The sequence below is a fragment of the Streptomyces sp. NPDC088915 genome, from assembly GCF_044749825.1.
In the GTDB taxonomy this organism is placed as follows: Bacteria; Actinomycetota; Actinomycetes; order Streptomycetales; family Streptomycetaceae; genus Streptomyces.
This window is the reverse complement of sequence record NZ_JBIVIR010000008.1, coordinates 206,251-224,757: the sequence shown is the minus strand read 5'-3', so window position 1 is coordinate 224,757 and position 18,507 is coordinate 206,251. Positions and strand designations below refer to the sequence as shown.

Annotated in this window: 19 protein-coding genes; 8 read left to right on the top strand and 11 right to left on the bottom strand. The window is 70.7% G+C overall.

Translation table 11 applies throughout. The features are described from left to right. Positions 1-4: 4 nt before the first annotated feature. Genes ACIP5O_RS17080 through ACIP5O_RS17040 form a run of 9 tightly spaced genes read right to left on the bottom strand, consistent with a single transcriptional unit; the run spans position 5 to position 6,972 of the window. Positions 5-370 (bottom strand): VOC family protein, encoded by a 366-nt coding sequence (locus tag ACIP5O_RS17080; protein ID WP_401293934.1) that lies wholly within the window; start codon positions 368-370, stop codon positions 5-7. A 50-nt stretch (positions 371-420) separates the two neighbouring features. Next, on the bottom strand, positions 421-759 hold the full coding sequence (locus tag ACIP5O_RS17075; protein WP_055644196.1) for a metal-sulfur cluster assembly factor: 339 nt from the start codon (positions 757-759) through the stop codon (positions 421-423). Further along, positions 756-1,229, bottom strand: a complete 474-nt coding sequence (gene sufU / locus ACIP5O_RS17070) for a Fe-S cluster assembly sulfur transfer protein SufU (RefSeq protein WP_356546401.1) — start codon at positions 1,227-1,229, stop codon at positions 756-758. The genes ACIP5O_RS17075 and sufU overlap by 4 nt, the downstream gene beginning before the upstream one ends. A gap of 9 nt (positions 1,230-1,238) precedes the next feature. Then, the gene (locus ACIP5O_RS17065) at positions 1,239-2,507 is read right to left on the bottom strand and encodes a cysteine desulfurase (RefSeq protein ID WP_388659541.1); all 1,269 of its coding nucleotides are present in this window, start codon (positions 2,505-2,507) and stop codon (positions 1,239-1,241) included. After that, positions 2,504-3,268 carry a Fe-S cluster assembly ATPase SufC gene (sufC, locus tag ACIP5O_RS17060; RefSeq protein ID WP_017238623.1) on the bottom strand — a complete coding sequence of 255 codons (765 nt, stop codon included), beginning with the start codon at positions 3,266-3,268 and terminating at the stop codon, positions 2,504-2,506. The genes ACIP5O_RS17065 and sufC overlap by 4 nt, the downstream gene beginning before the upstream one ends. A gap of 7 nt (positions 3,269-3,275) precedes the next feature. Beyond that, positions 3,276-3,593 (bottom strand): bifunctional 3-phenylpropionate/cinnamic acid dioxygenase ferredoxin subunit, encoded by a 318-nt coding sequence (locus ACIP5O_RS17055; protein ID WP_401293929.1) that lies wholly within the window; start codon positions 3,591-3,593, stop codon positions 3,276-3,278. Beyond that, on the bottom strand, positions 3,593-4,774 hold the full coding sequence (gene sufD / locus ACIP5O_RS17050; RefSeq protein WP_401293927.1) for a Fe-S cluster assembly protein SufD: 1,182 nt from the start codon (positions 4,772-4,774) through the stop codon (positions 3,593-3,595). Before sufD ends, ACIP5O_RS17055 begins: the two co-directional genes overlap by 1 nt. A 60-nt stretch (positions 4,775-4,834) precedes the next feature. Beyond that, on the bottom strand, positions 4,835-6,250 hold the full coding sequence (gene sufB, locus ACIP5O_RS17045) for a Fe-S cluster assembly protein SufB (RefSeq protein ID WP_401293924.1): 1,416 nt from the start codon (positions 6,248-6,250) through the stop codon (positions 4,835-4,837). Beyond that, positions 6,247-6,972: a helix-turn-helix transcriptional regulator gene (locus tag ACIP5O_RS17040; RefSeq protein ID WP_401293922.1), complete on the bottom strand. Its 726-nt coding sequence runs from the start codon at positions 6,970-6,972 to the stop codon at positions 6,247-6,249. Before ACIP5O_RS17040 ends, sufB begins: the two co-directional genes overlap by 4 nt. 180 nt (positions 6,973-7,152) lie before the next feature. Here ACIP5O_RS17040 and ACIP5O_RS17035 point away from each other — a divergent pair, with 180 nt between their 5' ends. The 3 genes from ACIP5O_RS17035 to ACIP5O_RS17025 all read left to right on the top strand — a co-directional run bounded on the left by ACIP5O_RS17035 (position 7,153) and on the right by ACIP5O_RS17025 (position 10,024). Then, entirely contained in the window at positions 7,153-8,091 is a 939-nt protein-coding gene (locus tag ACIP5O_RS17035) for an ABC transporter ATP-binding protein (RefSeq protein WP_401293919.1), read from the top strand. An 88-nt stretch (positions 8,092-8,179) separates the two neighbouring features. After that, on the top strand, positions 8,180-8,974 hold the full coding sequence (locus ACIP5O_RS17030; RefSeq protein WP_401293916.1) for an ABC transporter permease: 795 nt from the start codon (positions 8,180-8,182) through the stop codon (positions 8,972-8,974). 81 nt (positions 8,975-9,055) lie between these two features. Next, entirely contained in the window at positions 9,056-10,024 is a 969-nt protein-coding gene (locus ACIP5O_RS17025) for a COX15/CtaA family protein (protein ID WP_356546564.1), read from the top strand. A 116-nt stretch (positions 10,025-10,140) separates the two neighbouring features. On the opposite strand, the gene ACIP5O_RS17020 is transcribed toward ACIP5O_RS17025, so the two are convergent. Continuing rightward, the gene (locus ACIP5O_RS17020) at positions 10,141-10,485 is read right to left on the bottom strand and encodes a hypothetical protein (RefSeq protein ID WP_401293913.1); all 345 of its coding nucleotides are present in this window, start codon (positions 10,483-10,485) and stop codon (positions 10,141-10,143) included. 98 nt (positions 10,486-10,583) lie between these two features. Beyond that, complete coding sequence (locus ACIP5O_RS17015) at positions 10,584-11,531, bottom strand: heme o synthase (RefSeq protein ID WP_401293910.1); 948 nt, start codon at positions 11,529-11,531, stop codon at positions 10,584-10,586. 313 nt (positions 11,532-11,844) lie between these two features. Between ACIP5O_RS17015 and tkt the strand changes: the two genes are divergently transcribed. Genes tkt through pgl form a run of 5 tightly spaced genes read left to right on the top strand, consistent with a single transcriptional unit; the run spans position 11,845 to position 18,495 of the window. Further along, positions 11,845-13,932, top strand: a complete 2,088-nt coding sequence (gene tkt, locus ACIP5O_RS17010) for a transketolase (RefSeq protein ID WP_401293907.1) — start codon at positions 11,845-11,847, stop codon at positions 13,930-13,932. Positions 13,933-13,968: 36 nt separating this feature from the next. Beyond that, positions 13,969-15,087, top strand: a complete 1,119-nt coding sequence (gene tal / locus ACIP5O_RS17005) for a transaldolase (RefSeq protein WP_401293904.1) — start codon at positions 13,969-13,971, stop codon at positions 15,085-15,087. A gap of 5 nt (positions 15,088-15,092) precedes the next feature. Continuing rightward, a complete protein-coding gene (gene zwf / locus ACIP5O_RS17000) occupies positions 15,093-16,625 on the top strand; it encodes a glucose-6-phosphate dehydrogenase (protein WP_356546379.1) in 1,533 nt (510 codons plus the stop codon). Further along, the gene (opcA, locus tag ACIP5O_RS16995; RefSeq protein ID WP_401293900.1) at positions 16,622-17,716 is read left to right on the top strand and encodes a glucose-6-phosphate dehydrogenase assembly protein OpcA; all 1,095 of its coding nucleotides are present in this window, start codon (positions 16,622-16,624) and stop codon (positions 17,714-17,716) included. The genes zwf and opcA overlap by 4 nt, the downstream gene beginning before the upstream one ends. Continuing rightward, on the top strand, positions 17,713-18,495 hold the full coding sequence (gene pgl, locus ACIP5O_RS16990; RefSeq protein WP_401293897.1) for a 6-phosphogluconolactonase: 783 nt from the start codon (positions 17,713-17,715) through the stop codon (positions 18,493-18,495). The genes opcA and pgl overlap by 4 nt, the downstream gene beginning before the upstream one ends. The last annotated feature ends 12 nt before the right edge of the window (positions 18,496-18,507 follow it).

Genomic DNA, 18,507 nt, shown 5'->3' with positions numbered 1-18,507 from the left:
CCGCTCAGTCCGTGAGCGACCGCTTCGGCCGCAGCACGCAGAACTCGTTCCCCTCGGGGTCCGCGAGGGTGGCCCAGGTCGCGTCCGCGCCCTGGCCGACGTCGATCCGGGTCGCCCCGAGGGCGAGGATCCGCTCCACCTCGGCCTCCTGGTCGTCGGGCGCGAGGTCGACGTGCAGCCGGTTCTTGACCGTCTTGGACTCGGGCACGGGTAGGAAGCACATCCCGGGCAGGGCGTGCTCGTCGGCCCCGATCACGATCTCGTGCTCGTCCTCGTAGAGGATCTTCCAGTCCAGGACCGAGGCCCAGAAGCGGGCCTGTGCGGGCAGGTCGTGGGCGTCGACGGCGAGGTGGTACATGCGAACGGCCATGCTCCCCAGTCTGTCAGGGGAGCACGGCCGTTCGTGCGAAGCGGGACCGCTCAGACGTTGAAGCCGAGCGCGCGGAGCTGCTCGCGCCCGTCGTCCGTGATCTTGTCCGGACCCCACGGCGGCATCCAGACCCAGTTGATCTTCAGTTCGCTGACGATGCCGTCCGTGGCGGACTTCGCCTGGTCCTCGATCACGTCGGTCAGCGGGCAGGCCGCCGACGTCAGGGTCATGTCCAGCGTCGCGACGTTGGAGTCGTCGATGTGGATGCCGTAGATCAGGCCCAGGTTGACGACGTCGATGCCCAGCTCGGGGTCGACGACGTCGTACAGCGCCTCGCGGACTTCTTCCTCGGAGGCCGGCTTCATGGTGGCCCCGGCGTTCTCGGTCATGCCGACTTCCTCTCGGACTTCTGGTCGTCGTCCCCCAGTGCCTGGGCGGTCGCGTCCTTCCACGCCATCCAGCTCAGCAGGGCGCACTTCACGCGGGCGGGGTACTTGGAGACCCCGGCGAACGCGACCGCGTCCTCCAGGACCTCCTCCATCGCCTCGTCCGGCTCGATCCGGCCCTTGGACTGCATCAGCTCCAGGAAGGTGTCCTGGATCCTCCGCGCCTCGGCCAGCTCCTTGCCGACGAGCAGCTCGTTGAGGACGGAGGCCGAGGCCTGGCTGATGGAGCAGCCCTGTCCCTCGTACGACACGTCCTCGACGCGCGAGCCGTCGTACTTCACGCGGAGCGTGATCTCGTCGCCGCACGTCGGGTTGACGTGGTGCACCTCGGCGTCGCCGTCCCGCAGACCGCGCCCGTGCGGGTGCTTGTAGTGGTCCAGGATGACGTCCTGGTACATCGAATCCAGCTTCACGAGCGTCCCCTAGCCGAAGAAGTTCCGTACGTGCTCCAGTCCCTCGACCAGGGCGTCGACCTCGGCCGGAGTGGAGTACAGATAGAACGACGCCCGCGTGGTCGCGGGAATTCCGTAGCGGAGGCAGACCGGCCGCGCGCAGTGGTGGCCGACCCGGACCGCGATGCCCTGCTCGTCGAGGACCTGGCCCACGTCGTGCGGGTGGATGTCGCCGAGCGTGAAGGAGATCGCCGCGCCGCGGTCCTCGGCCGTGGTGGGGCCGATGATCCGCAGGTCCGGGACCTCCTGGAGGCGCCGGACGGCGTACTCGGTGATCGCGTGCTCGTGGCGCTGGATGTTCTCCATGCCGATCGCCGAGAGGTAGTCCACGGCCGCGCCGAGGCCGACGGCCTGCGCGATCGGGGGCGTGCCCGCCTCGAACTTGTGCGGGGCCGGCGCGTACGTCGAGGAGTGCATCGAGACGGTCTCGATCATCTCGCCGCCGCCGAGGAAGGGCGGCAGGTCCTCCAGGAGCTCCTGCCGTCCCCACAGCACGCCGATACCGGTCGGGCCGCACATCTTGTGGCCGGTGAAGGCCACGAAGTCGGCCTGGAGCGCCTGCACGTCCAGGACCATGTGCGGGGCCGCCTGGGAGGCGTCGATGCAGACGAGCGCACCGACCTCCTGGGCGCGGCGGATGATCGTCTCGACCGGGTTGAACGTGCCGAGCAGGTTCGAGACCAGGGTGAAGGAGACGATCTTCGTCTTCTCGGTGATGACTTCTTCGATGTTCGAGAGGTCGAGACGCCCGTCGTCGGTGAGGCCGAACCACTTCAGCTTCGCGCCCGTGCGCTGCGAGAGCAGCTGCCACGGCACGATGTTGGAGTGGTGCTCCATCTCCGTGATGGCGATCTCGGTCTCGTGGTCCACGCGGTAGGGCTCGTCGGCCCAGCCCAGCATGTTGGCCACGAGGTTGAGCGACTCGGAGGCGTTCTTGGTGAAGATCACCTCGTCGCGGCTCGGCGCGTTGATGAAGGCCGCGACCTTGTCACGGGCGCCCTCGTACAGCGCCGTCGCCTCCTCGGCGACCGTGTAGACGCCGCGGTGGACATTGGCGTTGTGGCGCTCGTAGTACGTGTTGAGCGCGTCGAGCACCTGCCGCGGCTTCTGCGAGGTCGCCGCGGAGTCGAGGTACACGATCTTCTTGCCGTCGTGGACCGTGCGATCCAGGAGGGGGAAGTCCTTGCGGATCGCCTCGGTGTCGAGGAGGCCGGAGAGCCCCTGATGGGCAGAAGTCACGCGGACGCGCCACCCTTCACGTACTTGTCGTAGCCCTCGTTCTCCAGCTGGTCGGCGAGCTCGGCGCCGCCGGACTCGGCGATGCGGCCGTTCGCGAACACGTGCACGAAGTCGGGCTTGATGTAGCGCAGGATGCGCGTGTAGTGGGTGATCAGCAGGGTGCCGACCTCACCGGTCTCGCGGACGCGGTTGACGCCCTCGGAGACGATCCGCAGGGCGTCGACGTCGAGGCCGGAGTCGGTCTCGTCGAGGATCGCGATCTTCGGCTTGAGGAGCTCCAGCTGGAGGATCTCGTGGCGCTTCTTCTCACCGCCGGAGAACCCCTCGTTGACGTTGCGCTCGGCGAAGGCCGGGTCCATCTGGAGCTGCTCCATCGCGGACTTGACCTCCTTCACCCAGGTGCGCAGCTTGGGCGCCTCGCCGCGGACGGCGGTGGCGGAGGTGCGCAGGAAGTTGGAGACCGAGACGCCGGGGACCTCGACCGGGTACTGCATGGCCAGGAAGACGCCGGCGCGGGCGCGCTCGTCGACCGACATCTCCAGGACGTCCTCGCCGTCGAGGGTGACGGTGCCGCCGGTGACCGTGTACTTCGGGTGGCCGGCCAGCGAGTACGCCAGGGTCGACTTGCCGGAGCCGTTGGGGCCCATGACGGCGTGGGTCTCGCCCTGCTTGATGGTCAGGTCGACGCCCTTGAGGATCTCGCGGGGGCCGTTCTCCGCCTCGACGGAGACGTGCAGGTCGTGGATTTCAAGCGTAGCCATGGGTGACTCAGGACTCCTGGGTGACGGAGACGAGCACATCGTCCCCTTCGATCTTTACGGGGTATACGGGGACGGGGCGCGTCGCGGGAAGGCCGGAGGGCTTGCCGGTGCGCAGGTCGAAGCTGGAGCCGTGCAGCCAGCACTCGATGGCGCAGTCCTCGACCTCGCCCTCCGAGAGGGAGACGTTCGCGTGCGAGCAGACGTCGTTGATCGCGAACACCTCGCCCTCGGTGTGCACGACCGACACCGGCGTGCCGTCGACCTCGACCCGCCTGGGGGTGTCGGTCTCGAGCTCGCTCAGCGCGCAGACTCGGACGAAGGCCATCAGACGGAGGCCTCCAGCTCGGCCTCGATCTTGGCGATCAGGCGCTCCTGGACGTCGGGCAGACCGATCTGCTGGACCAGCTCGGCGAAGAAGCCGCGGACGACGAGGCGGCGGGCCTCGATCTCCGGGATGCCGCGGGCCATCAGGTAGAAGAGCTGCTCGTCGTCGAAGCGGCCGGTGGCCGAGGCGTGACCGGCGCCGGCGATCTCGCCGGTCTCGATCTCCAGGTTCGGCACGGAGTCGACCCGGGCGCCGTCCGTGAGGACCAGGTTCCGGTTCAGCTCGTACGTGTCGGTGCCCTCGGCGGCGGCCTGGATGAGCACGTCGCCGATCCAGACGGCGTGCGCGTCCTGGCCCTGCAGCGCGCCCTTGTAGGCCACGTTGGACTTGCAGTGCGGGGTGTTGTGGTCCACCAGGAGGCGGTGCTCCTGGTGCTGGCCCGCGTCGGTGAAGTACAGGCCGAAGAGCTCGGCCTCGCCGCCGGGGGCCGCGTACGCCACGCGCGGGTGGATGCGGACGACGTCGCCGCCGAAGGTGACGACGACCGACTTGAAGGAGGCGTCGCGGCCGACGAGCGCGTTGTGCTGGGCGACGTGGACGGCCTTCTCGTCCCAGTCCTGGACGGAGACGACGGTGAGCTTCGCGCCGTCGCCGAGGACGTAGTCCACGTTGGCGGCGAGGACGGCGTCACCGGTGTGGTCGATGACCACGACGGCCTCGGCGAAGGCGCCGAGCTCGATCACCAGGTGGCCGAAGGCGGTCCCGCCCTGCCCGTGCACGGCGATGCGGACCGGCTCGGCGAGGACGGCGTCCTTGGCGACGGTGACGACCGAGGCCTTCTCGAACGAGGAGTACGCCTGGGCGGCGACCCGGTCGACGGGCTTGCCCGCCCGGCCGAGGCGCTCGTCGTCGCGGCCGACGGTCTCGACGGTGACGCCCTCGGGGGCCTCGATGTCGACCTTGACGCCCTCGCCGGAGGCGACAGCGGTGCCGTCGTGCAGGCCGCGCAGGCGCTCCAGCGGGGTGAACCGCCACTCCTCCTCGCGGCCGTGCGGGACGGGGAAGTCCGCGACGTCGAAGGACGGGGGCGCGCTCATGCGCGTGGCGACGGTGGACTCGGCGGCCACCGCGATCGAGCCGGCGGTGGTGGAGCCCGCCGGGATGTTCTGGGCCTCAGCCATGGCTGTCGTGTTGCTCTCTTCCTGCGTACGTGGAAACGGTCGCTGCTGGTGCGGAGGGACTTAGCCGACCGCGCCTTCCATCTGCAGCTCGATCAGCCGGTTGAGCTCCAGCGCGTACTCCATCGGGAGCTCCTTGGCGATGGGCTCGACGAAGCCGCGGACGATCATCGCCATGGCCTCGAACTCGGTGAGGCCGCGGCTCATCAGGTAGAAGAGCTGGTCCTCGGAGACCTTGGAGACGGTGGCCTCGTGGCCCATGGAGACGTCGTCCTCGCGCACGTCCACGTAGGGGTACGTGTCGGAGCGGGAGATGGTGTCGACGAGCAGCGCGTCGCAGAGCACGTTGGACTTGGCGCCCGGGGCACCCTCGCCGATCTCGATGAGACCGCGGTAGGAGGTGCGGCCGCCGCCCCGCGCCACCGACTTGGAGACGATGTTGGAGGAGGTGTTCGGGGCCATGTGGACCATCTTGGCGCCGGCGTCCTGGTGCTGGCCCTCGCCCGCGAAGGCGATGGACAGGGTCTCGCCCTTGGCGTGCTCGCCCATGAGGTAGACGGCCGGGTACTTCATGGTGACCTTGGAGCCGATGTTGCCGTCGACCCACTCCATGGTGGCGCCCTCGTAGGCGACGGCGCGCTTGGTCACCAGGTTGTAGACGTTGTTCGACCAGTTCTGGATGGTCGTGTAGCGGCAGCGGCCGCCCTTCTTGACGATGATCTCGACCACGGCGCTGTGCAGCGAGTCCGAGGAGTAGATCGGGGCGGTGCAGCCCTCGACGTAGTGGACGTAGGCGTCCTCGTCGACGACGATCAGCGTCCGCTCGAACTGGCCCATGTTCTCCGTGTTGATGCGGAAGTAGGCCTGGAGCGGGATCTCGACGTGCACGCCCTTCGGCACGTAGATGAAGGAGCCGCCGGACCACACGGCCGTGTTCAGGGAGGCGAACTTGTTGTCGCCGACCGGGATGACGGTGCCGAAGTACTCCTTGAAGAGCTCCTCGTGCTCCTTCAGGGCGGTGTCGGTGTCGACGAAGACGACGCCCTGCTCCTCCAGGTCCTCGCGGATCTGGTGGTAGACGACCTCGGACTCGTACTGGGCGGCGACGCCGGCGACGAGGCGCTGCTTCTCCGCCTCGGGGATGCCGAGCTTGTCGTACGTGTTCTTGATGTCCTCGGGCAGTTCCTCCCAGGAAGCGGCCTGCTTCTCGGTGGAGCGCACGAAGTACTTGATGTTGTCGAAGTCGATGCCGGAGAGGTCGGAGCCCCAGGTCGGCATGGGCTTCTTGCCGAAGAGCCGCAGACCCTTGAGACGCAGCTTCAGCATCCACTCGGGCTCGTTCTTCTTCGCGGAGATGTCGCGGACGACGTCTTCGTTCAGACCGCGCTTGGCGGTGGCGCCGGCCGCGTCCGAGTCGGCCCAGCCGTACTCGTACCGACCCAGGCCCTCAAGCTCGGGGTGGCTGATCTCGGTGGTCATGCGGGGTTCCTCCCGGCCGTACGTGCGGATGCTGTTTCGGTGGTCTGTGGGGCGCCGTGCGGGATGAACGTGGTGCAGACGCCGTCACCATGCGCGATGGTGGCCAGACGCTGGACGTGCGTTCCCAGGAGGCGGGAGAAGAACTCCGTCTCCGCCTCGCACAGCTGGGGGTACTGCTCGGCGACGTGGGCTACCGGGCAGTGGTGCTGGCAGAGCTGCTGGCCGACCGGCGCGTTCCGCGCAGTGGCAGCGTACCCGTCCGCCGTGAGGGCGCCGGCGAGCGCCTCGGTCCGCCGCGCGGGCTCGGCCGCCTCGACGGCCTCGCGGTACGCGCTTCCCTGGCTCTCGATCCGGTCCCGGGCGAAGGCGGCGACGGCCTCCTCGCCCCCGGCGTTGCGCTCGATCCAGCGGAGCGCCTCGACGGCGAGCGAGTCGTACGACTGGTCGAAGGCGTCCCGGCCGCAGTCGGTCAGCGCGAAGACCTTGGCGGGGCGGCCGCGGCCGCGGTTGCCGTAGACGCGCTTCTCGCGGGCCTCGACGACGTTCTCCGCCACCAGCGAGTCGAGGTGGCGGCGGACGGCGGCCTGGGTGAGGCCGAGCCGCTCCGCCAGGTCGGCGACGGTCGACGGCCCGTGGTCCAGGATCGACCGCGCGACCCGGTTGCGCGTGGAGCGCTCCCGGGTAGCGAGTTCCTCCACCGGAGCCGCTCCCACGTTTTTCACAACACCATTGTTGCGTAATTAATCGGGGAGTGACAAGCGGCACCCGCCGCGCGGACGGTGCCGTGCGTCACTCAGGTAAGCCTTACCTGACCTGCGGAAACGATCATTCGTGGGATGAATTCGACCACTCTTCGGGCCCCGCGCCCGGGGGACCCCCGGGCGCTCTCTAGACTTCCCGGCATGCACGGGAAGCCCACGACCGAGTCGGTCGTCCAGGTCCGCGGCCTGGTCAAGCGGTACGGAGACAGGACCGCCGTCGACGGCCTCGACCTCGACGTACGGGCCGGCACCGTCACCGCCGTCCTCGGCCCCAACGGGGCCGGCAAGACCACCACGATCGAGACCTGCGAGGGCTACCGCAGGCCCGACGGCGGCACCGTCCGGGTCCTCGGCCTGGACCCGGTCGCCGACGCGGCCGCCCTGCGCCCCCGGATCGGCGTCATGCTCCAGTCCGGCGGCGTCTACTCCGGCGCCCGCGCCGACGAGATGCTCCGCCACATGGCGAAGCTGCACGCCCACCCGCTGGACGTGGACGCCCTGATCGAGCGGCTCGGCCTCGGCTCCTGCGGCCGTACGGGTTACCGGCGGCTCTCCGGCGGCCAGCAGCAGCGCCTCGCGCTCGCCATGGCCGTCGTCGGCCGCCCCGAGCTGGTCTTCCTCGACGAGCCCACCGCCGGCCTCGACCCGCAGGCGCGGCGCGCCACCTGGGACCTGGTCCGCGAGCTGCGCGCCGACGGGGTGACCACCGTCCTCACCACGCACTTCATGCAGGAGGCCGAGGAGCTGGCCGACGACGTCGCCATCGTCGACGCCGGCCAGATCGCCGCCCAGGGCAGCCCCGAGGAGCTGTGCCGCGGCGGCGCCGAGAACACCCTGCGCTTCACCGGCCGCCCCGGGCTCGACCTGGGCTCCCTGCTCAAGGCGCTCCCGGACGGCACGGCCGCGGCGGAGACGCTCCCCGGCACGTACCGGATCACCGGCGGCGTCGACCCGCAGCTCCTCGCGACGGTCACCAGCTGGTGCGCCCAGCACGGCGTCATGCCGGACGGCATCGCGGTCGAGCGCCACACCCTCGAAGACGTCTTTCTGGAGCTCACGGGCAAGGAGCTGAGGTCATGAAGCCGGCCACCGACGAGATCCGCCGGGGGTCCGGGGGTCGCCCCCCGGGTCAGCACGGCCCGGAGCTCACGGGCAAGGAGCTGAGGTCATGAGCACGGGAACCCGCCTCCCGAAGCCCACCGGCACCGGGACCCACTCCCCCCGGCCCGGCGCCGCCCCCGTCGGGCGGATGATCGCCGCGCAGACGGCGCTGGAGACCAGGATGCTGCTGCGCAACGGCGAGCAGCTGCTCCTGACGGTGATCATCCCCTCGCTGCTCCTGGTGCTGTTCTCCACCGTCGACGTCGTCGACACCGGAGCCGGGAAGCCCGTCGACTTCCTCGCGCCCGGCGTCCTCGCGCTCGCCGTGATGTCCACCGCCTTCACCGGCCAGGCCATCGCGACCGGCTTCGAGCGCCGGTACGGGGTGCTCAAGCGCCTGGGGGCCTCGCCGCTCCCCCGCTGGGCCCTGATGACCGCCAAGACGCTCTCCGTCCTGGTCACCGAGGTCCTCCAGGTCGTGCTCCTGACCGCGATCGCGCTCGCGCTCGGCTGGTCCCCGCACGGGAACCCGCTCTCGGTGCTGCTGCTCCTGGTCCTCGGCACGGCCGCCTTCTCCGGCCTCGGCCTGCTGATGGCCGGGACGCTGCGGGCCGAGGCCACCCTGGCCGCCGCCAACCTGGTCTTCCTGCTGCTCCTGGTGGGCGGCGGGGTGATCGTGCCCCTGGAGAAGTTCGGCGCGGCGGGCGACGTGCTCGCCCTGCTGCCGATCGCGGCCCTCTCGGACGGCCTGCGGGACGTCCTCCAGGGCGGGGCGTCGATGCCGTGGGGCGACGCGCTGGTCCTCGCGGTGTGGGCGGTCCTGGGCCTCGGGGCGGCGGCGAAGTTCTTCCGCTGGGAGTGAGCCTCCCCGGGGAGTAACCGTAAGGTTCCGTTCGGCCACATACGCCCCCCTCGTGAAAGCGCGCACAAGCGCCGTCCTACGATAGGGCCCGTGCTGACCCCCCTCGCCCTCATCGCCCGGCGCTGGACCCCGTCCCCCAGGACGCTCCGGCGCGCCGCGCTCTCCGCCGTCGTGATGAGCGTGCTCATCATCGTCACGGGCGGCGCGGTCCGGCTGACCGGCTCCGGTCTCGGCTGCGACACCTGGCCCAAGTGCACGGACGACAGCCTCTTCGCCACGCCCGAGCAGGGCCTCCACGGCGCCATCGAGTTCGGCAACCGGATGCTGACGTACGTCCTGTCGGCGGCCGTCGGCTGGGCCATCATCGCCGTGCGCTCGGTCAAGCCGCGCCGGCGCGGCCTCACCCGGCTCGCCTGGGTCCAGTTCTGGATCGTGATGAGCAACGCCGTCCTCGGCGGCATCACGGTCTGGATGGGCCTCAACCCGTGGACGGTCGCCGGCCACTTCCTCGCCGCGAACGCGCTGCTCACGGTCGCCGTCGTCACCTGGCACCGGACCGGCGAGGGCGACACCGCCCCCCGCCCGCGCGTGCCGCGCCCGGTCCGCAGGCTGTCCTGGGCGATCACGGTCACCGCGGGCCTGCTGATCGCGCTCGGCACCACCGTGACCGGCGCCGGCAAGCACGCCGGCGACAGCAGCGACGTCCCGCGCATGCCCTGGGACTGGACGAACGCCGCGCACGCGCACGCGATCGCCGCCTGGATCGTCTGCGCGCTCGCGGTCGCGATGTGGCTGGTCCTGCGCGCGGTGGACGCCCCGGACGACACCCGGGCCCGCGCCCGCGACCTGCTGATCGTGCTCCTCGCGCAGGGCGGGATCGGCTACGTCCAGTACTTCACCGGGGTCCCCGAGCTCCTGGTCGCCGCCCACATGCTCGGCTCCTCGCTGATGTGGATCGCGGTCCTGCGGCTCGCCCTGAGCATGCGCGAGCGCCCGCTGAGCACGCCGGCGATCCCGGCCCAGGCCGACCCGGAGCTCGCCAAGGCCTGACGGCCCCGCCCGCTCCCGTACGCCTTCCGCCGCCTTCCACGCGCACAGAAGGGCCCACCGGTTCCCGCGAGCCGGTGGGCCCTTTCGTACGCGCGCGTACCCGCGCGTCCGCCGCTTCAGCGGTCGGAGGGGCCGCCGATCTGGATGCCCGCCATCCGGGTCCACTCGTACGGACCGGTGACGACCTTCGCGGCGAACTCGCCGTCGAACTCCTCGTGGAGCGTCAGCCCGGCCTTCTCGGCCGCCTGCTCCGCGGCCGCGTACGTCGGGGCGACCAGGTCGCCCCAGAGGCCGTCCGCGCCGACGAGGACGATCCGGGTGCCCGCCCGGCCGATGTGCTCCAGGTGGCCCTCGGAGCCGCCGTGCTCCTTGGAGAAGGCCTGGATCTGCCGGGCGAGCCGGGCGACCCTGCGCTCGTCCTTCTTCGTGCCTGCCGTCGTGTCTGCCGTCGTGTCTGCCATGGCAAGGATGCTACCGACGGGTAGATCGAACGGCGACGGCCGGGCCGCGTGGCGTTTCCCACGCGGCCCGGCCGTCGGCCGAGCGGTTCTGCCGGAGGTCAGCGGAGGAAGGGGTCCACCGCGACCGCCACGAAGAGCAGCGAGACGTAGGTGATGGACCAGTGGAAGAGGCGCATCTCCTTGAGCTTGGCGCCCGTCGCGCCGTCCTTGGCCCGGTTCAGCAGCCCGTGCGCCTCCCAGAGCCACCAGCCGCCGGTGAGCAGCGCCACGGCGGTGTAGAACCAGCCCGTGTAGCCCAGCGGGGTGAGCAGCAGCGAGACGACGACCATGACCCAGCTGTAGGCCACGATCTGCTTGGCGACGACCTTGTTGGAGGCGATCACCGGGAGCATGGGGACGCCCACGCGCGCGTAGTCCTCCTTGACCTTCATCGACAGCGGCCAGTAGTGCGGCGGCGTCCAGAAGAAGATGACCAGGAAGAGGATGACGGCGGCCCAGGACATCGAGTTCGTGACCGAGGACCAGCCGATGAGCACGGGCATGCAGCCCGCGATGCCGCCCCAGACGATGTTCTGCGCGGTCCGCCGCTTGAGGATCATCGTGTAGACGACCACGTAGAAGAGGAGCGCGCCGAGCGAGAGCCCGGCGGAGAGCCAGTTGACCAGCAGGCCGAACCAGAGGGTGGAGACCACCGCGAGGGTGAGGCCGAAGACCAGGCCCTCGCGCGGCGAGACCATGCCGGTGACCAGCGGACGCTGGGACGTGCGGTCCATCAGGGCGTCGATGTCGCGGTCGATGTACATGTTGAGCGCGTTCGCGCCGCCCGCCGACAGGTAGCCGCCGAAGCAGGTGGCGAGCACCAGCCAGAGGTTCGGCACGCCCTGCTCGGCGAGGAACATCACCGGGACGGTCGTGATGAGCAGAAGCTCGATGATCCGCGGCTTGGTCAGCGCCACGAATGCCTTGACGCGGGCCCCGAACGGCCGATGGCCCCCCGGGCTGGGAGTCAAGACGACCCCTGCGGGTCGGGACTCGACGGCCGTCACGCACACCCCTGACAGAGAAATCCCAGCAAGCTCCCCGGACGAGAGCGGGGTGAAGCTTGCGCGTACCACGCCACTCTAGACGTTGCCCAGACGCCGGTCTTCGCGGGGGTGGGGTCGTGTTGAAGGGGTACGTCCCCAGGGGTGGACCGTGCTCGGGAGGCGAAGTCGCACGGCCACCGGCAGTCTTGCCATGTGCGCTCATTTGAGGGGCATGAGCACGAAAAGAGGGCCGTCCGGCGGGGGTAGGCTCGACACCGCCGGTACACCCTCCGTCACCGGCTTCAAAACATGTGGAGAGGAGCCCTGACCCAGGGTGAGCACTAAGCCGACCACCACAGACCTCGAGTGGACCGAATTGGACCAGCGGGCCGTAGACACCGCCCGCGTCCTGGCCGCGGACGCCGTACAGAAGGTCGGCAACGGCCATCCCGGTACGGCGATGAGCCTGGCGCCCGTCGCGTACACCCTCTTCCAGAAGGTGATGCGCCACGACCCGGCCGACCCCCAGTGGGTCGGGCGCGACCGTTTCGTGCTCTCCGCCGGCCACTCGTCCCTGACCCTCTACACCCAGCTCTACCTGGGTGGCTTCGGTCTCGAACTGGACGACCTGAAGGCCTTCCGCACCTGGGGTTCGAAGACCCCCGGCCACCCGGAGTACGGCCACACCGCCGCCGTCGAGACGACCACGGGCCCGCTGGGCCAGGGCGTCGCCAACGCCGTGGGCATGGCGATGGCCGCCCGCTTCGAGCGCGGCCTGTTCGACCCGGAGGCGCCGGCCGGCACCTCGCCGTTCGACCACCACATCTACGCGATCGCCGGGGACGGCTGCCTCCAGGAGGGCATCTCCGCCGAGGCGTCCTCGATGGCCGGTCACCAGAAGCTCGGCAACCTGACCCTGCTGTGGGACGACAACCACATCTCGATCGAGGGCGACACCGAGACGGCCGTGTCCGAGGACACGATCAAGCGGTACGAGGCGTACGGCTGGCACGTGCAGCGCGTCGAGCCCCAGGAGAACGGCGACCTGGACCCGGCCGGGCTCTACGCGGCGATCCGCGCGGCCGAGGCCGAGACCGAGCGCCCGTCGTTCATCGCGATGCGCTCGATCATCGCCTGGCCCGCCCCGAACGCGCAGAACACCGAGGCCGCCCACGGCTCGGCGCTGGGCGACGAGGAGGTCGCGGCCACCAAGCGCGTCCTGGGCTTCGACCCGGAGAAGACCTTCGAGGTCTCCGACGAGGTCATCGCGCACACCCGCGCGCTGGGCGAGCGGGGCCGCGAGGCGCGCGTGGAGTGGGAGAAGCAGCTCGCGGAGTGGCGTACGGCCAACCCGGAGCGCGCGGCCGAGTTCGACCGCATCCAGGCCAACGAGCTGCCCGCCGGCTGGGCGGAGAAGCTCCCGGTCTTCGAGCCGGGCAAGGGCGTGGCCACCCGTGCCGCTTCGGGCCAGGTCCTCAAGGCGCTCGGCGCGGTCGTCCCCGAGCTGTGGGGCGGCTCGGCCGACCTCGCCGGCTCGAACAACACGACGATCGACAAGGACTCGTCGTTCCTGCCCGAGGGCAACCCGCTGCCGGAGGCCGACAAGTACGGCCGCACGATCCACTTCGGCATCCGCGAGCACTCGATGGCCGCCGAGATGAACGGCATCGCGCTGCACGGCAACACGCGGATCTACGGCGGCACCTTCCTGGTGTTCTCCGACTACATGCGCAACGCGGTGCGCCTGTCGGCCCTGATGCACCTGCCGGTGACCTACGTCTGGACCCACGACTCGATCGGTCTGGGCGAGGACGGCCCCACCCACCAGCCGGTGGAGCACCTGGCCTCGCTGCGCGCGATCCCGGGCCTGAACCTGGTCCGCCCGGCCGACGCCAACGAGACGGCCCTGGCCTGGCGAGAGATCATGCAGCGCCACACCAAGGTCTTCGGCAAGGGCGCCCCGCACGGCCTGGCGCTCACCCGCCAGGGCGTGCCGACGTACGCGCCGAACGAGGACACGGTCAAGGGCGGCTACGTGCTGTTCGACGCCGAGGGCGGCGAGCCGGAGGTGGTCCTGATCGCGACCGGCTCCGAGGTGCACCTGGCCGTCGAGGCCCGTGAGCAGCTCCAGGCCGCCGGCACGCCCACCCGCGTGGTGTCGATGCCGTCGGTGGAGTGGTTCGAGGAGCAGGACCGGGCGTACAAGGAATCCGTCCTGCCGCCGTCGGTCCGCGCCCGGGTCGCGGTCGAGGCGGGCATCGGCCTGACCTGGCACAAGTACGTCGGCGACGCCGGCCGGATCGTCTCCCTGGAGCACTTCGGCGCCTCGGCGGACGCGAAGGTCCTCTTCCGCGAGTTCGGCTTCACGCCCGAGGCGATCGTCGCCGCCGCGCGGGAATCGATCGACGCCGCCGCGCGCTGACGCCCATACGTACGACTTATTGGAGATGCAACTCTCATGACAGACGCACTCAAGCGCCTCTCCGACGAAGGCGTCGCGATCTGGCTGGACGACCTCTCGCGCCAGCGGATCACCTCCGGCAACCTGGCGGAGCTCATCGACCAGAGCCACGTGGTCGGTGTCACCACCAACCCGTCGATCTTCCAGAAGGCGATCTCCGAGGGCCACGGCTACGACCAGCAGGTCTCCGACCTCGCGGCCCGCCGGGTGACCGTCGAGGAGGCGATCCGGATGATCACGACGGCGGACGTCCGCGACGCCGCCGACATCCTGCGCCCGGTCTTCGACGCGACCGACGGCCAGGACGGCCGGGTCTCCATCGAGGTCGACCCCCGCCTCGCGCACGACACCAAGGCCACGGTCGCCGAGGCCAAGCAGCTCGCCTGGCTGGTGGACCGGCCCAACGCGCTGATCAAGATCCCGGCCACCGAGGCGGGCCTGCCGGCGATCACCGAGGTCATCGGCCTGGGCATCAGCGTCAACGTGACGCTGATCTTCTCGCTGGAGCGCTACCGCCTGGTCATGGACGCCTACCTGGCGGGTCTGGAGAAGGCCCGCGAGCGCGGCCTGGACCTCTCGAAGATCCACTCGGTGGCCTCCTTCTTCGTCTCCCGCGTGGACACGGAGATCGACAAGCGCCTGGACGGCATCGGCACCGACGAGGCCAAGGCGCTCAAGGGCAAGGCCGCCCTGGCCAACGCCCGTCTGGCCTACGAGGCGTACGAGGAGGTCTTCTCCGGCGAGCGCTGGGAGGCCCTCGACAAGGCGCACGCCAACAAGCAGCGTCCGCTGTGGGCCTCGACCGGCGTCAAGGACCCGGCGTACAAGGACACCCTGTACGTCGTGGACCTGGTCGCCCCCGGCACGGTCAACACCATGCCCGAGGCCACCCTGGAGGCCACCGCCGACCACGGCGAGGTCACCGGTGACACCATCCGGGGCACGTACGACGACTCCCGCGCGGTCCTGGAGGCCGTCGCGAAGCTGGGCATCGGCTACGACGAGGTCGTCCAGCTCCTGGAGGACGAGGGCGTCCAGAAGTTCGAGGCGTCCTGGAACGACCTGCTCAAGTCCACCGAGGCGGAGCTCCGGCGCCTCGCACCTTCGGAGGCGTAAACACCTTGAGCGCAGTCCACGGAGGCAATCCGCTCCGTGACGCCGCAGACCGACGGCTCCCGCGCATCGCGGGGCCGTCGGGTCTGGTGATCTTCGGCGTTACGGGCGATTTGTCCCGAAAGAAGCTGATGCCCGCCGTCTACGACCTGGCCAACCGCGGCCTGCTGCCGCCGGGCTTCTCGCTCGTCGGCTTCGCCCGGCGCGAATGGCAGGACGAGGACTTCGCGCAGGAGGTCTACGAGGCCGTCAAGCAGCACTCGCGCACCCCCTTCCGCGAGGAGGTGTGGCAGCAGCTCATCCAGGGCATGCGGTTCGTCCAGGGCGACTTCGACGACGACGAGGCCTTCGAGCAGCTGAAGACCACCGTCGAGGAGCTGGACAAGGCCCAGGGCACCGGCGGCAACTTCGCCTTCTACCTGTCGGTCCCGCCGAAGTTCTTCCCCAAGGTCGTCCAGCAGCTCAAGAAGCACGGGCTCGCCGACCAGAGGGACGGCTCCTGGCGCCGCGCGGTCATCGAGAAGCCCTTCGGGCACGACCTGGCCTCCGCCAAGGAGCTCAACGAGGTCGTCCACGAGGTCTTCCCGCCGCACGAGGTCTTCCGGATCGACCACTACCTCGGCAAGGAGACCGTCCAGAACATCCTGGCGCTCCGCTTCGCCAACACCCTCTTCGAGCCGATCTGGAACCGGTCGTACGTCGACCACGTGCAGATCACCATGGCCGAGGACATCGGCATCGGCGGCCGCGCCGGCTACTACGACGGCATCGGCGCCGCCCGTGACGTCATCCAGAACCACCTGCTCCAGCTGCTCGCGCTGACCGCGATGGAGGAGCCCGCCTCCTTCGACGCCGACGCGCTGGCCGCCGAGAAGACCAAGGTCCTCGGCGCGGTGAAGCTGCCCAGGGACCTGGGCGCGTCCACGGTCCGCGGCCAGTACGCGGCCGGGTGGCAGGGCGGCGAGAAGGCCGTCGGCTACCTCCAGGAAGACGGCATCGACCCCCGGTCGAAGACGGACACCTACGCGGCCGTCAAGCTGGAGATCGACAACCGCCGCTGGGCGGGCGTCCCCTTCTACCTGCGCACCGGCAAGCGCCTGGGCCGCCGCGTCACCGAGATCGCGGTCGTCTTCCAGCGCGCCCCGCACTCCCCCTTCGACCACACCGCGACCGAGGAGCTCGGCCGCAACGCCATCGTCATCCGGGTCCAGCCGGACGAGGGCGTGACGGTGCGGTTCGGCTCCAAGGTGCCCGGCACCCAGATGGAGATCCGGGACGTGTCGATGGACTTCGCGTACGGCGAGTCCTTCACGGAGTCCAGCCCGGAGGCGTACGAGCGGCTCATCCTCGACGTCCTGCTCGGCGACTCGAACCTCTTCCCGCGCGTGGAGGAGGTCGAGCTGTCCTGGAAGATCCTCGACCCGATCGAGAGGTTCTGGGACGAGCACGGCAAGCCCGCGCAGTACCAGTCCGGGACCTGGGGTCCGGTCGAGGCGGACGAGATGCTCGCACGAGACGGCAGGAGCTGGCGCCGGCCATGAAGACCGACCTGACGGACACCACGTCCTCCAAGATCAACAAGGCGCTGGTGCTCGGGCGGCGGGCGATCGGCGCGCCGGCCGTCGGCATGGTGCTCACCCTCGTCATCGTCACCGACGAGGAGAACGCCTACGACGCGCTGAAGGCGGCCAACGAGGCGTCCCGCGAGCACCCCTCGCGGACCCTCGTCGTCATCAAGAGGGTCTCGCGCTCGCCGCGGGACCGTGCCAAGGCACGGCTCGACGCCGAGGTCCGCCTCGGCGCCGACGCCAGCGCCGGCGAAACGGTGGTGCTCCGGCTGTACGGCGAGGTCGTCGACCACGCCCAGTCGGTGGTGCTGCCGCTGCTGCTCCCCGACGCCCCGGTCGTCGTCTGGTGGCCGGTGGACGCCCCGACCGACCCGGCGAAGGACCCGCTGGGCGCGCTCGCCCAGCGCCGGGTGACCGACACGTACGCCGCCGAGCAGCCCATCGAGGAGCTGACGGCGCGGGCGGAGACGTACACCCCCGGCGACACGGACCTCTCGTGGACCCGGATCACCCCGTGGCGTTCGATGCTGGCCGCCGCGCTCGACCAGGTCGTGTGCCAGGTCTCCGCCGCCGAGGTGGAGGGCGAGGAGTTCAACCCGAGCGTGGAACTGCTCGCGATGTGGGTGGCCGACCGGCTGAAGGTGCCGGTGCGGCGCTCGAAGTCGGCGGGCCCCGGCCTCACCTCCGTACGCCTGGAAACCGACTGCGGGCCGATCGTGCTCGACCGGCCGGACGGGTCGCTCGCCACGCTCTCCATCGAGGGCCAGCCGGACCGCGGGGTGGCGCTCAAGCGCCGCGACACGGCCGAGCTGATCGCGGAGGAGCTGCGCCGGCTCGACCCGGACGACACCTACGCGGCGGCGCTGAAGTTCGGCGTCGGGCGCCTCGACGAGCGGGCGGCGGTCACGGCGCCCGAGCCGGCGGAGGAGACCGGGGCCGCGGTGGAGACGGAGACCGCCGAAGCCGCCGCGGAGACCGCTCCTGACGCCTCTTCCGGGGAGAAGGGCGCTCCCGCCGCCAAGTCCGCGGCGAAGAGGGCCCCGGCCAGGAAGGCGGCCAAGTGAGCGCCCCGCAACTGGTCGTCCACCGCGACAAGGAGCTGATGGCGCAGGCCGCCGCGGCCCGGCTGATCACCCGGATCGTGGACGCCCAGGCCTCCCGGGGCTCCGCCTCGGTGGTGCTGACCGGCGGGCGCAACGGCAACGGGCTGCTCGCGGCCCTCGGTGCGGCGCCCGCGCGGGACGCGGTCGACTGGTCGCGGCTCGACCTGTGGTGGGGCGACGAGCGGTACCTGCCCGACGGGGACCCCGAGCGGAACGTCACCCAGGCCCGCGAGGCGCTGCTCGACCGGGTGCCGCTGGACCCCGCGCGGGTGCACGCCATGCCGGCCTCGGACGGGCCGTACGGCGACGACGTCGAGGCCGCCGCCGCTGCCTACGCGGAGGAGCTGGCCGCCGCGGCCGGTCCCGGTGACCATGGTGGCGTGCCGGCGTTCGACGTGCTGATGCTGGGCGTCGGCCCGGACACGCACGTGGCCTCGCTCTTCCCCGAGCTGCCCGCCGTGCGCGAGAGCGGGCGGACGGTGGTCGGGGTGCGCGGCGCGCCGAAGCCGCCGCCGGTCCGGATCTCGCTGACGCTCCCGGCGATCCGGGCGGCGCGGGAGGTCTGGCTGCTCGCGGCCGGTGAGGACAAGGCGAAGGCGGCGGCGATCGCGCTGTCGGGCGCGGGCGAGGTGCAGGCTCCGGCGGCCGGTGCCCGCGGGCGCTCGCGCACGCTGTGGCTGCTCGACGCGGCGGCGGCCTCGGAGCTGCCGCGGAGCCTGTACCCGCCGGCCACGGCCTGATCCTCACCGATC